At 38.5% G+C, this 14190-nt stretch carries 14 protein-coding genes; all 14 read left to right on the top strand.

Annotated elements, in window-relative coordinates:
• Nucleotides 1-1995: FtsK/SpoIIIE domain-containing protein (locus RU86_RS07020; RefSeq protein ID WP_179296239.1), on the top strand; the 1995-nt coding region annotated here is incomplete at its 5' end.
• A 105-nt stretch (nt 1996-2100) separates the two neighbouring features.
• Complete coding sequence (locus tag RU86_RS07025) at nt 2101-2442, top strand: DUF4176 domain-containing protein (protein WP_218839035.1); 342 nt, start codon at nt 2101-2103, stop codon at nt 2440-2442.
• A gap of 33 nt (nt 2443-2475) precedes the next feature.
• Nucleotides 2476-2790 (top strand): hypothetical protein, encoded by a 315-nt coding sequence (locus RU86_RS07030; RefSeq protein ID WP_096814704.1) that lies wholly within the window; start codon nt 2476-2478, stop codon nt 2788-2790.
• A gap of 10 nt (nt 2791-2800) precedes the next feature.
• On the top strand, nt 2801-3067 hold the full coding sequence (locus tag RU86_RS07035; protein ID WP_096814705.1) for a hypothetical protein: 267 nt from the start codon (nt 2801-2803) through the stop codon (nt 3065-3067).
• Nucleotides 3064-4527: a T7SS effector LXG polymorphic toxin gene (locus RU86_RS07040; RefSeq protein ID WP_096814706.1), complete on the top strand. Its 1464-nt coding sequence runs from the start codon at nt 3064-3066 to the stop codon at nt 4525-4527. Before RU86_RS07035 ends, RU86_RS07040 begins: the two co-directional genes overlap by 4 nt.
• Nucleotides 4528-4533: 6 nt before the next feature.
• Nucleotides 4534-5193: a hypothetical protein gene (locus RU86_RS07045; protein WP_096814707.1), complete on the top strand. Its 660-nt coding sequence runs from the start codon at nt 4534-4536 to the stop codon at nt 5191-5193.
• Nucleotides 5177-5338 carry a hypothetical protein gene (locus tag RU86_RS12080; RefSeq protein WP_179296240.1) on the top strand — a complete coding sequence of 54 codons (162 nt, stop codon included), beginning with the start codon at nt 5177-5179 and terminating at the stop codon, nt 5336-5338. Before RU86_RS07045 ends, RU86_RS12080 begins: the two co-directional genes overlap by 17 nt.
• A 3-nt stretch (nt 5339-5341) precedes the next feature.
• Nucleotides 5342-5974 (top strand): hypothetical protein, encoded by a 633-nt coding sequence (locus RU86_RS07050; protein ID WP_096814708.1) that lies wholly within the window; start codon nt 5342-5344, stop codon nt 5972-5974.
• A gap of 11 nt (nt 5975-5985) precedes the next feature.
• Entirely contained in the window at nt 5986-6363 is a 378-nt protein-coding gene (locus RU86_RS07055; RefSeq protein ID WP_096814709.1) for a DUF4176 domain-containing protein, read from the top strand.
• A gap of 206 nt (nt 6364-6569) precedes the next feature.
• Nucleotides 6570-9716: a type VII secretion protein EsaA gene (gene esaA / locus RU86_RS07060; protein WP_096814710.1), complete on the top strand. Its 3147-nt coding sequence runs from the start codon at nt 6570-6572 to the stop codon at nt 9714-9716.
• Nucleotides 9717-9961: 245 nt separating this feature from the next.
• Entirely contained in the window at nt 9962-10468 is a 507-nt protein-coding gene (locus tag RU86_RS07065) for an AAA family ATPase (RefSeq protein ID WP_096814711.1), read from the top strand.
• Between the two features lie 159 nt (nt 10469-10627).
• On the top strand, nt 10628-11053 hold the full coding sequence (gene rplK, locus RU86_RS07070; protein WP_047916047.1) for a 50S ribosomal protein L11: 426 nt from the start codon (nt 10628-10630) through the stop codon (nt 11051-11053).
• A gap of 163 nt (nt 11054-11216) precedes the next feature.
• Nucleotides 11217-11903 (top strand): 50S ribosomal protein L1, encoded by a 687-nt coding sequence (rplA, locus tag RU86_RS07075; protein WP_047916046.1) that lies wholly within the window; start codon nt 11217-11219, stop codon nt 11901-11903.
• A 159-nt stretch (nt 11904-12062) separates the two neighbouring features.
• Complete coding sequence (locus RU86_RS07080; protein WP_245810497.1) at nt 12063-14177, top strand: copper-translocating P-type ATPase; 2115 nt, start codon at nt 12063-12065, stop codon at nt 14175-14177.
• Nucleotides 14178-14190: the final 13 nt, after the last annotated feature.

A 14190-nucleotide genomic window follows, 5' to 3' on the forward strand; every position in this document is an offset into this window, starting at 1 on the left:
ATTGAAGCCAACTCTAGATCAAAAATTGCGCTTAAGATGGCAGGTGTTCAGGATTCAAATGAATTGCTCAAAACACCTGATGCAGCCCATATCACTAATCCAGGTCGTGGTTACCTAAGGGTAGGCGAAAATGAGGTGTATGATTTGTTTCAAAGTGGCTATGCAGGTGTGCCTTATAATCCTGAAGTGGAAAACGAAGCAAAAGTCGATGAGCGCATCTTTAGCATCAATGCCTTAGGCCAGTATGAGCTGATGTATGACCCAACTGAGGAAGTCGTGCAAGGTAAGGATACAAGTGACTTGCCAAGTCAGCTTGATGCAGTGATTGATGCCATAGGGAGCTGTTTTAAAGAGCGAGCATACCTCATGCCAGATAGACCTTGGTTAGCAAATTTATCTGAAAAAATAGTGACACCTATCGTTCAAATAACGCAAAATAGTCAAAGTCCAATGCTTGCGATCCCACTTGGCTTTCTTGACATACCAGCTAAACAAGCACAAGAAGTCTATTTGTTTGATTTAGTAAAACAAGGACATACAGTCATTTTCGCAAGTCCAGGTTATGGTAAAAGTACAGTACTGCAAACGCTAGTCATGAATCTGGCACGACAAAATACACCTGAAGAAGTTCAGTTTAATCTACTTGACTTTGGAACAAATGGCCTATTGCCACTCAAAGATCTACCGCACGTGGCGGATATCGTGACATTAGAGGAAGATGAAAAACTGCAGAAAATGTTGGCGAAATTAGCATCTGAGCTTGCAAAGCGTAAAAAGCTTTTTAAAGAGATAGGAGTTGCAAGTCTTGCCCAATATGAAACAAAAACGACACACACATTACCAGTCATACTGACGATTTTAGATAGCTATGATAGCATAGATCAAAATGATCCTCGTAAAGATAAAATTGATACACGTTTAATTCAACTTTTACGTGATGGTGCAGGATTAGGGATTTATCTTATCCTAACAGCAGGTCGAGTTGGTGCGATTAGGCCGAATATGATGAGTAATATTTCCACTAAGTTCTTGCTTTACCTGAATGATGAAAATGATGTTGCAACAATTATGGGGCGCGACAAATTGGGTCAGACTGATCTATTTGGTCGTGGTCAAGTTATGCGTGAACTACCTACCGCTATCCAGTTTTATCTGCCAGTCGCTGGTAAAAATGATTCTGACCTACTCGCTAATCTTGAACAGGCAGTCGCCCAATTAAACCAGAACTGGACAGGACCGCGACCCGCTAAGATTCCGATGGTACCGGCGGAGTTGACAATTGAGGGGTTTGATAGATTATCACAAGTCATTCAGTGGCAAAATGAACAAAAACTGCCATTAGGCATGTCCTATGAAACAACCGATAGTCTTGGCTTTATCCCAGGTCGGCAGCCATATTTTCTATTTGCACCGATGGATGACAATCAAAACAGTCTGTTTCAACAACTTTTACTGAGACAAATTTCAAAAGTGCAAACAGAGGTATTGCTAATAGACTTTAACGAAAGTTTTGAAGAGACTATAGATCAGACTACTCTATCTCAGAATGTTACAGTCATTACAGATAAAAATGAAGCCAGAGAAATCATAAAAGGCATGGTAGGTTATGGACAGTTGCTTAAAAGACATGAGGTAGGGGAAAGTGTTATTCTAGTCATTTCGAATATACAAGATTTCATCAAAAAGACGGCTATTTCAGCGAGTGATTTTATGGTTTTACTTAAAAATACGTATAAAGCTGGCTTAGATATAATAATCTTCGGCCCACATGAGTATATCTCTAAAAGTTTTGATGATGTGCCAAAAGCCATTAGACAGTTAAAATTTAGCGGATTGATTGGGTCAAGAATTTATGATAGTGCATTGATCAAAGGCTCAGGATTATCAAGTGAGCCTGAGTTTGATAATCAAGCATGCTATTTTGTTTTAAGAGGTGGTTCAGCCTATGATAAAATCAAGCTACCAAAATTAGAAGAAGGTTTAGATGATGTCTGATAAAAAATCACAGCTTCTCCCATTGGGGACAGCTGTAAAAATTATAAATGATGATAGCTATTACATCATTATTTCTCGTGGGTTTCAGAAAAAAAGGGTGAGATCGTGTCGGGATATGCAGGTATTCCACATCCTTATGGACAAAATAGTCAGTATAAAACGATGATTATCTCAACAGATATAATAACTGAAGTTGTTCATCAAGGATATGAAGATGAGTTGGACATGGCATTTACTAAAGAGCAGATTAAAAAAATAGTAGATGCACCTCAAAAAAAACAGGTGTCCATGACTACTGAAGATACAAATGCACGTGAAAAGGAACCCAGTTTACTTGTGAGTACTAAAACGACTGATGTCCCAAAGAAAAGTGAACATCCGTATGATCCCTTTTATGAACTTAAACAGAAATATAAAAAATCAGTAAGCCATAAAATTAAAAGTTAGACATGTGCATGGTATCAAGAAAGGAAACTAGCTATGAGTGATTCGCAAAAAATTAATCAGATTAGACGATTGAATCGGACTATAAACAGGTTGAAGAAACTAGTGTATTCGGTTTATGGTTTAAATTTCACCCAGTTTAATGCTGCGGGCAGTAAGAATTGGTCTGGTAAAGTAAAAAGCAGTCAGTTTAATGAACACTACCAACACGCATCAAAACAATTGAGAATGGTAGCCCCCGAAATAGAAGAAGTAATCTCGATTTGTAGAAGAAAAATGTATAGGCTTGCTTGGTCAATCGATGACCCAGGTAAAAAAGTACAAGCTTTAGCCATTGTGACATTTTCATAGGAGGGTTAGGATGACAAAACAGACATTAGATAGTAAAGGATATGAAACGCTAACGATGCAAGTTGGTAAGATAACTGCTAAAGTATCGGGTGTAAAAAATGGCTTAAATACAAGCACGTCTCATCTAAAAGTGGCTCATATCCAAACCATTTTTCAGATTTATGATGACTTATCTAGATTAATTTCTGCTTACGGTGAAATGGTAGAGAAAGATTTACAGGAATTCAGACAAGTTGGTGTCAATATTCAGCAAACAGATAGGGAGGGGAGTAAATGAGAAACGATGAACTTTATTATGATGCGTTAACTGACCTTGCCATAAGGATATCAAGTGGTTTGAGGAATAGGACTGAACCTTTGGGAGAGTTGAATCAAGCCCTTAATCTATTGATCAGGACGAATACGATTAAAGGTAAAGCAGCAGACGGCATGAAAGCTTATATTGGAGAAGTGCATCTGACATTAATTCAAGCCTTGCAATTGGCTCTGAACAATTACCAAATGGCTTTAGGGAAATATGTTAAAGGTTATTTAGCAGTAGATAGTAACCGTAATTTTAAACTTGTAAAAGAAGACTTGGATGCACATGTCCGTCAGTTAACGGCTCATCGATCTGATTTTACTAAATTGGAGAGACAACTAAAAGCGATTTCAAGCGAAGTAGATGATCTTGTCTGGCTAGGTGGTGCAGGAGGCAATCGGCTTGGTCGTGTCGCAACAGAGATGGATCAGATGAAAGAAATAGCGCAAAAGCTGAAAGAGAAGTGGGAGACCTATGAACAACATGACCCAGGATTTGATCAAGTCCAGGATCTCATCGCACGAACGAAATCTCTCATAAAACAGACAGTGAAGGTACCTCGAGGTTATGCCTATAGTCCAGGTAGTTTTAATGCATTAATGACACCTGATTTTCTAAATGCCTTTAAGAGTAATGCCCAGTCGGCCAGTAATAAGGCTAATCAAAAAGCGTTTCAGGAGAATTGGCAGAGCATAGGCAAGGCTTATAAGGCAGATCAAATAAAGATACAAAAGGCCGCAGCGAAAAAAAAGGGCTGGGACAACTTGGGGAGAGATGTTTTTTTCCTATTGACTGGTGCATTAATCACGGTTGCAACAGGTGGCGCAGGTGCACCGCTTGCGGCAGCGCTGATCATTTCATCCTTGCCAGCAGCAGTCGATATTGCGTCAGATGTTAGGCAAATTAATACAGGGAATACAACAAATTATGTAGTAGGGTATTTAAAAGATGTGGGGCTAAATGAAAATACTGCAAAAACAATATGGACTGGGACAAGTATTTTAGCAGGAGTCGTAGGCAGTGGTGCAGCTTATGGCAAACTTGTAAATGCAGGTGTCGCAAAAGGAACGATTGGTCAAGTGAAACCGATTTTCAAAACCGCTTTTAGTGGGTCTGAGATTGTTTTTGGCAATCCGATGTCTAAAGCAGTAAGTGTCATGAGTCATAATAAGAATGTTTTAACCTCACAACTGTTACCTCATCTAGCGGAAGGTGCAAAACTAGATAAATTCGCGGTAAAACAAATTACCTTAGCCTACGGTCAGGCAACAGTAGATAGCACTGCTAAAAAGATGGCTAGCAATATGGTTCTTGATCCTATTTATGAAGCAGTTTTTGAAGATAATGCATCGGATAAAGCAACGGCTAAGAAATTAGTTGGGTTAACAAAATTATCGGGTCGATTTGCACAACCCGTATTTGGCTATGGGAGGTAATAGAGAATGAGTATATTCATTACTTATTTATATGAGGGATCAGCACCTTTAAAATTAGAGGTTTTATCAAGTGTTTTCTCTTTATTTGTAGGTATCATTGTTACTTTCGTTTTGTCTAAAGTGATACAAAAGCAAGTTGAAGATAATTTTATAATCGATGTATTCGTCCTTTTATTAGTTATATATATGATGGTAGAAGCTTTTTCTAGTTCAATATCCATATCACTTATATGGAAAAGTGATTTTATACCTAAATCAACAATGATTATGACTTTAGCAACATTAGTATTTCTATTAGGAACATGGTATATGTATTTTCAGGCTTATTATTTTGTCAAAAAAAAAGATGTATTATATGATCAAATGATTGACGGGAAAACACTATTAGATGCAACACCATTCGGTAAGATTGTTGCTATTTACTCTTCATTTACTGTTTTAATGGGTTTAATGATAATATTTGTTGGGCCAACAACAGATAAAATTAAATTAACTATTACACCATTTCCTATTATTAATATAATTATCTCGCTTATAATTCCAACTATTTTAGTTTGGTATTTATCACTCACATTACCTCGTATGTACTACTCAGCTAAGATTGAAAAAATAATTGCGTTACATAACGAAGAAATAAAGGTTAAAAAAAATGGGAAAAGAAACTAATAGATACAAATTGAATTTGGCTGAATACATTCATGATACGGTCTTTGAAGATAATGCATCGGATAACCCAACGGCTAAGAGATTAGTTGGGTTAACAAAATTATCAGGTCGATTTACACAACCCGTATTTGGCTATGGGAGGTAGGTAATGAGTGTTTTGATTTTGTTTTTATATGATGGTAATCCCTCACTGCTATCTAGTTTATATGTAGGGTTATTCTCCTTGGTAATAGGCATTCTGTTTACTTTCTATCTGCCAAAAATTGTGAATAGATATAGTGAAGATAATTTTACACTGTGTATTGCGATTTCAGTTATAGGATTAGTTTATATGCTAATAGAGATTTTAGCAGCAACTGTGATTATATCATCTGCTTGGAAAAGTACCTTTGAGTTAAAAGCAACATCAATTTTATCTTTAGGTGCCTTGCTATTTTTATTTGGTACATGGTATATGCATTTGAAAGGGTACCAACGTGCGAGAAAAGATGTGTTGCACTCTGAACAAGTGAAAATGGAGACAGATTTACTTTCTATTCCACCATTTGGTGGCATTATATCTGTTTATGTAGCCTATACTGTGGTTCTATTTGTGTTGATTAGTGTAGCTGGTACAACTATCGATAATTGGAAAGGTGGGAATACGCCGTTCCCTTTACTTAATGTGGTAATTTGGTTAGTGGGTCCTATTCTTTTAGGCTGGTATCTAGCGAGAACACTTCCCCATAAGTATTACTCAGCTAAACTTCAAAAAATAATTGCGTTACATGACGAAAGATAGAGGTCAAACAAATGACAAACAAAACGACATTTCTTCCTTTGGGAAGTATCATTGTTCTAAAACAAACAACACAAAAACTAATAATTATTACACGTGGGATGTTGGTGGAGGAAAATTATTATGATTATGGTGCGTTCCTCTATCCACAAGGATTAATTGAAGACTCTTTGGTGTATTTTAATGAGGAGCAAATTTCAAAAGTCATGTTTCATGGATTTACTGATGATGATGACACGCTTTTTATAAGCTATATTGATGCCGCAATCGAGCGACGTAACTCTGAAATTGAAGCGAAAAAAGATATTGATGACGGTGTTAAACAAGCTACAGCGCTAGAAGCAGTTGAAGAAGAAGATCTTTTTGCCTCAATTCGTGATTTGGCAGATTAGCGTTAGTCTATCGGTAGGATCGATTACCTATCGACCCATAAGACATTTAGTATCATTTGTCACATGCGCCTTTTTAAAATTGAGGCTGTTAATTGGCGTTGAAAAATACGATGTCTCAAAAGTGATGTTTATGATCATTTAAGAATTGTGACAGCACGTCATGTCATGCGCAACATGGTGGAACAGAAGTAAAGGAAAGTAGCAGAATGCGGGATTACTATAAATTAGCCGAAAAGTTGGCACGACTTCAAAATATTGTCATGACTATTTTGGTGTTAGCAGTTATTGCTTTGGTTGGGACATTGATCATGATCAATCAAAAGTCAGCGGCGGTAAAAAAGAAGCTCTCAAGGCCAACGATTGCGCTTGTCAACGAAGATTTTCCAGTGCCTTTTAATCAAGTAACTTATAATCTGGGAAAAAGTTTTGTTGACTCAGTGTCTAATGACAAGCGTTACAACTGGCAAGTGGTATCCCGTTCAGTCGCAGACCGAGCGTATAAGGAAAATGCTGTGGATGCGATTATTTATCTACCACAGTCTTTTTCACGTGATCTATTATCCTTACAGGAAATTTCCCCAACGCAAACCAAGGTGGATTACAAGGTTCAACACCAATCAGATGACTTACTTGATACCGTTTTGGGCAATAAGGTTGCGTCTATTTTATATGCGTTTAATCAAGATATTGTCAAAATGTATTATGCAAGTATTGCAGGCAACGTTGCTGAAGCGGAAAATAGTATGGACAGTGTCATTGGTAAAAATACAAAACTTGTGACCAACTTAATCGGTCAAGTAAAAATGCCATTTACTGATAGCATCCCTAATTATAATCTGCTTATTTCTGGAGCAGATGGTCTAAAAAACGTGAATCAAGCGACTATCTCAACGCTTAATAATTTCACGGATATGACGACGAAAAGGCTTTTGCAAACAAGTGATAGCTTTACTAAACAGGGATCATATGTTAATGATTATTTTGACTTACAAAGGCAAATTGGGAATCAAAATGTATTGAATGCGAATCAAGGAATTGAGAGTCAAGCCAAAGAAAATCAAGCATACTACTTTTCACAGTTTACAAGTCAAAATACTAACTTTGTAGATCGCGTTACTTTACTTAGTCCACTGAAACGAGATAGTAAGAGTGACGAGCCCTTTGAAGCATATAAGGCAAGTTTTAGTCAGTTAGAAAATAAGGTGAAAACGTATAACAAGACGACTGAGGAAACGCAGCAAGATGTGTCTACTCAAATCGGTAAGTTGGCAAGTAAACGTGATGCACTTTTAACTGTTGAAAAAGAGCTTTATGCCCAGTTCTTTTCTGCTGATCTATCGATCACTAAAGATAATTATGATAATTATCATGAGCAGGTTAAAAAATCAATGACATCTGATTTTGCTCGAAAAGCTTTAGCAAATAAAATTAAAACGTCGTTTGTAAAGGAAGCTAATTTACCGTTAACTGAGGATAAAAAAGCGGTAAAATCAATTCAAAAATTGGTTAGCCAAATTTCTGTGAATGCTTCAGATTATAAATTACAGACACTTTTGGCGAATGGGTCTATTAGTCCTGAAACAAAGACAAGCTATGAAAATGCACTAAACGTCATTCAAAATTATGCAACTGCTTATGAGTTAACGCCTGGTCAGGTTGTCCTTGCTGAAATGCCAGGTGAAGATGATGTAGTTAAGCATACAATGACACAAAAAATAACTGTAAAAGTGCCACCTCAGACAATATATACATCTAATGCCCTCTCGAGCTCAATATCAGATGTTACGATCGAGGAAACAGGTAGGACGCCAGTAGGCCCAGTAGGCCCAGTAGGCCCAGTAGACCCAGTAGACCCAGTAGACCCAGTAGACCCAGTAGATCCAGTAGATCCAGTAGATCCAGTAGATCCAGTAGATCCAGTAGACCCAGTAGACCCAGTAGACCCAGTAGACCCGGTAGACCCGGCAGACCCGGCAGACCCGGCAGACCCGGTAGACCCGGTAGACCCGGTAGACCCGGTAGATCCGGTAGATCCGGTAGATCCGGCAGATCCTGAAAAATCTAAAAAAGAGAATGGTAAAAGTAAATCAAGGTATACTCGACAGGTTAAGGGAGATAGGGAACTTGTACTTGACAATAGGTCTGACGATAGTGTCGACTATACGATTACGTTAATCGTAACGCTTGATGGGGAGAACACTAAAAGTTTTGATGTGACTTGGAAAAATTCACAAAATGATACCCCGATTTATAGCGCAATGTTGACCTTTATTTTTGGACCAAGAGGTAAGTTAACGAACTATGCTAAGTATGTCGGACTTGAACAGTTTGACAAATTGACTAATCTGTTCAATAAAATAGACCTGACCGCTAATCTAATCGGTACTTTCTATGCAGATCCGGAAAAACCCTATACAGACTTGTCTGATGTGAAAAGCAAGGAGGAGTTTGAAAATTTCACAGATGATTCGATTTTCAATATTTATGGTAATATCACTGTGGCTGGCATACCCGATAAGTTAAGTAAAAAAGATGTTGCTGCGTTTCGTAAGCAAGGTAAGCAGAAAATAAAGCAAGTGATAGCGCTCATAAAACAAATAGATAGTGTAGTCGAATCGCTAGAAAAAGATCAACTAAGTTTGGCTGTTAAACTTCCTGAAGACTATTTCCCAACAACTCTGCAGTCACTTCAAGATTGGTATGACCAAATGACTCATTTGATCGATACAAATTACCAACAGTATGAATTTTGGCATACAGATACCCTATCTAGTATCGATAACATCTATAGTAGTTGGGAAGTAAAAGAAGCAAGCTTACTTGAGCTGAAAAATGTTGATGGGCCTAATTTTGATGGGTCTGCGCTATACGTTAATAATGCGAATGAGCTTAATGACCAACTTAATGCATTAATTACGAGCAGCAATGAAGCGAGTCAAAGTATTGTAGAAAATGCGCAGTCAGTTCAGGATAATTCAAGTGAGTTTGAACGGTTACTTGTTTCTGCTAATACAACGCAAGCCGATGCTCAAAAAGTATTGCATAATACGACTTATTTAGCAGATACAGGGCTATATGACTTGGATGCAATCAAAAATTACTATACAAATTTTTCGAAAGTATTGGCCAATACTAGAACAGTAGGCGTAGATACGACTGCAATCTATGATTTCTTTGTCAAGCCAATTGTAGCCAAAAATATGACGCCAGAGAAAAAAGCACAGAATGATAGTCAAAAAAGAGATTATCGGTCAACTCTAGTGTTTCTAACAGGTTTGTTTGGTGGTATGTTACTGCTAATGGGGTGGCAAAAGCTTGCCATGCTTAGAATGAAACGAGAAGTGGACTTGTAAAAAGACAGGGTTACTAGGCTATCTGAAAATAGATAGTGTCTTTAGTAAAACAAAACATGTAGCGGACAGGAAAGCGCTAGAGTATCCTCACCCTTTATTTGTGATACAGTTAAATCATGCAGCTCTTTTTTCTTGCTTAAGCGAGACCTTATCCGTAAATTTTTTTATCATGTCCTGTTAGTAGATAGATCTCAACATCAAAAAGTGGTATAATCAGGTCTACCAATTTAAGGAAGAGGTCTGTTTTGAAAACTAAGTTAATCGTGATACGTGGAAACTCTGCGAGTGGCAAATCAACGATTGCCAAGCAAGTTCGTGCTTATTTTGAACGAGGGGAGGTCATGCTCATCCCTCAGGACGAGATTCGGCTAGGCATGTTAAATGTCAAAGATAGAGTTGGTAATTTAACGCCTGACTTGATGGCGCATATTGCCCTGTTTGTCAAGGGGAAGGTAAGCCTCGTTATCATTGAGGGGATATTAAATACAGCTATCTATGAAAATATGTTGCGGCAGCTACTAGCAGCCTATGGCGCTGATATGACAGCTTATTATTTAGATATTCCCTTTGATGAAACCGTTCGTAGACATCAGACCAGAGAAAAAAGTCAGCAGTGGGGAGCAGATGTGATGCGGCGCTGGTGGGTTGAAAAAGATTACTTAGGGATTGAAAACGAAGTGATTTTCAATCAGCATAGCTCAGCAGCAGAAATGGTTGAGAAAATAATAGCAGATAGCAAAGGGTTAGGCTAAAAAAGCCTAGTAAAAAAGTCACTTGACAAATGGTCTTGATAGCAGTATAATAATACGGTATGCTTGAAATAAAGGTATACTGCGTGGGAGGGCATCCGCCCATTAAACCACATCACGAGAAGAGATTTCGTAAGAAATCATTAATAGGAGGAAATTATCGTGGCTAAAGAAGTACAAAATATCGTTAAATTGCAAATTCCAGCCGGAAAAGCAACACCAGCTCCACCAGTAGGACCAGCACTTGGTCAAGCTGGTGTTAACATCATGGGCTTCACAAAAGAATTTAATGCGCGTACAGCTGACCAAGCTGGTATGATCATCCCAGTTGTTATCTCAGTATATGAAGATAAATCATTTACTTTCGTTACTAAAACACCTCCTGCAGCTATTTTACTTAAAAAAGCAGCAGGCGTTGAAAAAGGTTCTGGTACACCAAACACTGTTAAAGTGGCAACTGTTACCAAAGCACAAGTACAACAAATCGCTGAAACAAAAATGGAAGACCTTAACGCGTCATCTGTCGAATCTGCAATGCGCATGATCGAAGGAACAGCACGTTCTATGGGATTCACTGTCGAAGGTTAATTTTTATTGCTAGCGTTAGGCGAACCTATTGTTTTGCTTGACCGACCAGCTTAAAAATGACATGTTCAGATTTAGGTCTGAATACTTAAAAACCACCCGATCGACATAAGATGAAGCGGTGGAAGGTTGCTTGCAACCGTTAATACCACAAGGAGAAAGAATAATGGCTAAAAAAAGCAAACAATTGCGTGCTGCTTTAGAAAAAGTAGAAGCAACAAAAGTATATACAGCTGAAGAAGCAATCGCGTTAGCACAAGAAACTAACTTTGCTAAATTCGACGCAACAGTTGAGGTTGCTTACAACCTTAACATCGACGTTAAAAAAGCTGACCAACAAATCCGTGGCGCAATGGTATTGCCTAACGGAACTGGTAAAACAGCTAAAGTTTTAGTTTTTGCTAAAGGCGAAAAAGCTGAAGAAGCTAAAGCTGCTGGTGCTGACTATGTTGGCGAAATGGAATACGTTGAAAAAATCAACGGTGGTTGGTTTGACTTTGACGTTGTAGTTGCAACGCCAGACATGATGGCTGTTGTAGGTCGTCTTGGTCGTGTTCTTGGACCTCGTAACCTCATGCCTAACCCTAAAACTGGTACTGTAACGATGGATGTTACTAAAGCGATTGAAGAAATCAAAGCTGGTAAAGTAACTTACCGTGCTGAAAAAGCTGGTATCGTTCACGTTGCAATTGGTAAAGTATCATTCTCAGCTGAAAAATTAGTTGAAAACTTTAAAGCGATTAACTCAGTTATCACTGCTGCTAAACCAGCAACTGCTAAAGGAACTTACATCGAAAGCTTGACAGTTACAACTACATTTGGTCCTGGTATCAAAGTAGATCCAAACTTCTAATCATTAGGTTATTTGAAAGTCCCCCTTTTTGGGGGCTTTTTTTGTATTTGCCGACTACATAACTTCTTTTGTCATATAAAATAGTTGACAATTAAAGTTTACAGTTGTAAACTTTAATTATAAGGCAACCTAACATGCCAGTAATTAAGGGAGGTAGAAATGAAAACGCAAGAAGAAAAGAATCACATACCAGATCAACATGGTCATGGTGGACACCACCATAGTGGTCAGATGCACCATATGGACATGGAGATGACGCACGACCAGATGGTGCATGATACCAAAGAGATGCATGGTGAAATGGATCACGCCATGATGCATATGGGGAATTTGAAACAGAAATTTTTCATCTCTCTTATTTTGGCCATACCCATTTTATTGTTGTCACCAATGATGGGGATTGACTTACCTTTTTCTTTCCAGTTTAATGGGTCTGAATGGCTTGTTTTAGGGCTGGCAACGCTACTCTATTTTTATGGTGGGATGCCCTTTTTATCTGGTGCAAAAATGGAATTGTCGATGAAAAATCCAGCGATGATGACATTAATTGCCCTTGGTATTTCGGTCTCATATTTTTATAGTGTATATGCCTTCATTCAAAACACTATATTGGCGCACGGTGAACACGTCATGGATTTTTTCTGGGAACTTGCTAGCCTGATTGTGATTATGCTTTTAGGACATTGGATAGAGATGCATGCAGTTGCAAAAGCAGGAAATGCCGTTCAAAAAATTGCGGAACTACTACCAAATGAAGCGAAACTAATTGATGATAAAGAGAACCTATCAACTGTTGCTTTGGCTAAAGTGACAAAGGGCCAAAAGGTATTAGTTTCAGCGGGCGATAAGGTACCGACTGATGGTATTGTCATCTCTGGTGAGACAACGATTAATGAATCAATGATTACAGGAGAAGCGAAATTAGTCAGTAAATCTGTTGGTAGTCAGGTGATTGGTGGTTCTGTGAATGGGTCAGGAACGATTAGCGTTGAGGTGACTGCAACCGGAGCATCAGGTTATTTATCACAAGTCATCAAATTAGTCCAGGATGCACAAGGTGATAAATCAAAAATTGAGTCCCTATCAGATAGGGTGGCAAAATATCTCTTCTACATCGCCGTTTTTGTTAGCTTGATCACTTTTCTTGCCTGGCTATTGATTACCCAAAATGCAAATGTAGCATTAGAGAGAATGGTCACGGTATTGATCATTGCTTGTCCGCATGCACTTGGTTTGGCCATCCCATTGGTAACTGCTCGCTCAACATCACTAGCTGCACAAAATGGATTGTTGCTTAAAAATCGCAAGGCGCTTGAGCAGGCGCCCAAAATCAGGGTTGTTATGATGGATAAAACTGGGACGTTAACTGATGGTAACTTTACCGTGATAAATTACCAAAGTCTTGATAAGAGATATAGCGATGACGTAGTACTTGAGATGATGGCTGCCTTAGAACAAAGTAGTACACACCCACTTGCTTTTAGTATAGTTGAGCAGGCAAAAGCGTTGGGGATGTCTATACCAAAAGCAGAGAACTTGAAAAATATTGCTGGCACTGGGATCTCGGCTACTTTGGATGGTAAGGGAGTGAAGCTTGTGAATCTAAGATATCTCAAGGAAACACATATTGCTTATGATCAAGCATTGATTAAAGAAGTTGAGAATCAAGGCAATTCAATGAGTTTATTACTTGTTGACGACCAGCTAGTTGGTCTTGTTGTGCAGGGTGATCAAATCAAGCCCGAAGCCAAACAAGCTATCACGCAGTTTAAGAAAATGGCTATTGAGCCTATTATGTTGACAGGGGATAACAAAAGCGCTACTAAAAGGGTGGCTGATTTACTCGGGATTGACACCTTCAAAGCAGCATTAAAACCAGAGGATAAAGAGGCGATCATCCGTCAATATCAAGAACAAGGTAAGCCTGTTATGATGGTTGGGGATGGGATTAATGATGCACCTAGTCTCGTCCGAGCTGATATTGGTATTGCCATAGGGGCAGGTACTGATATCGCAGTTGACGCTGCTGATGTTGTGCTAGTCAAAAGTAATCCTAATGATAGTGTTCAATTTTTAAAGCTGGCACGACATACGACATCAAAAATGAAACAGAATCTTTGGTGGGGGGCAGGATATAATCTTGTTGCAATCCCGCTAGCAGCTGGAGTCCTTGCGTTTGCTGGTATCGTACTTAGTCCTGCATTTGGTGCAGTTTTGATGTCATTAAGTACTGTGATTGTGGCAATCAATGCACTGCTCCTTCGAATTAAGTAAAAATTGTGTTTGC

It is taken from the genome of Pseudolactococcus piscium (genome assembly GCF_002441695.1).
GTDB classification, from domain to species: Bacteria; Bacillota; Bacilli; order Lactobacillales; family Streptococcaceae; genus Pseudolactococcus; species Pseudolactococcus piscium.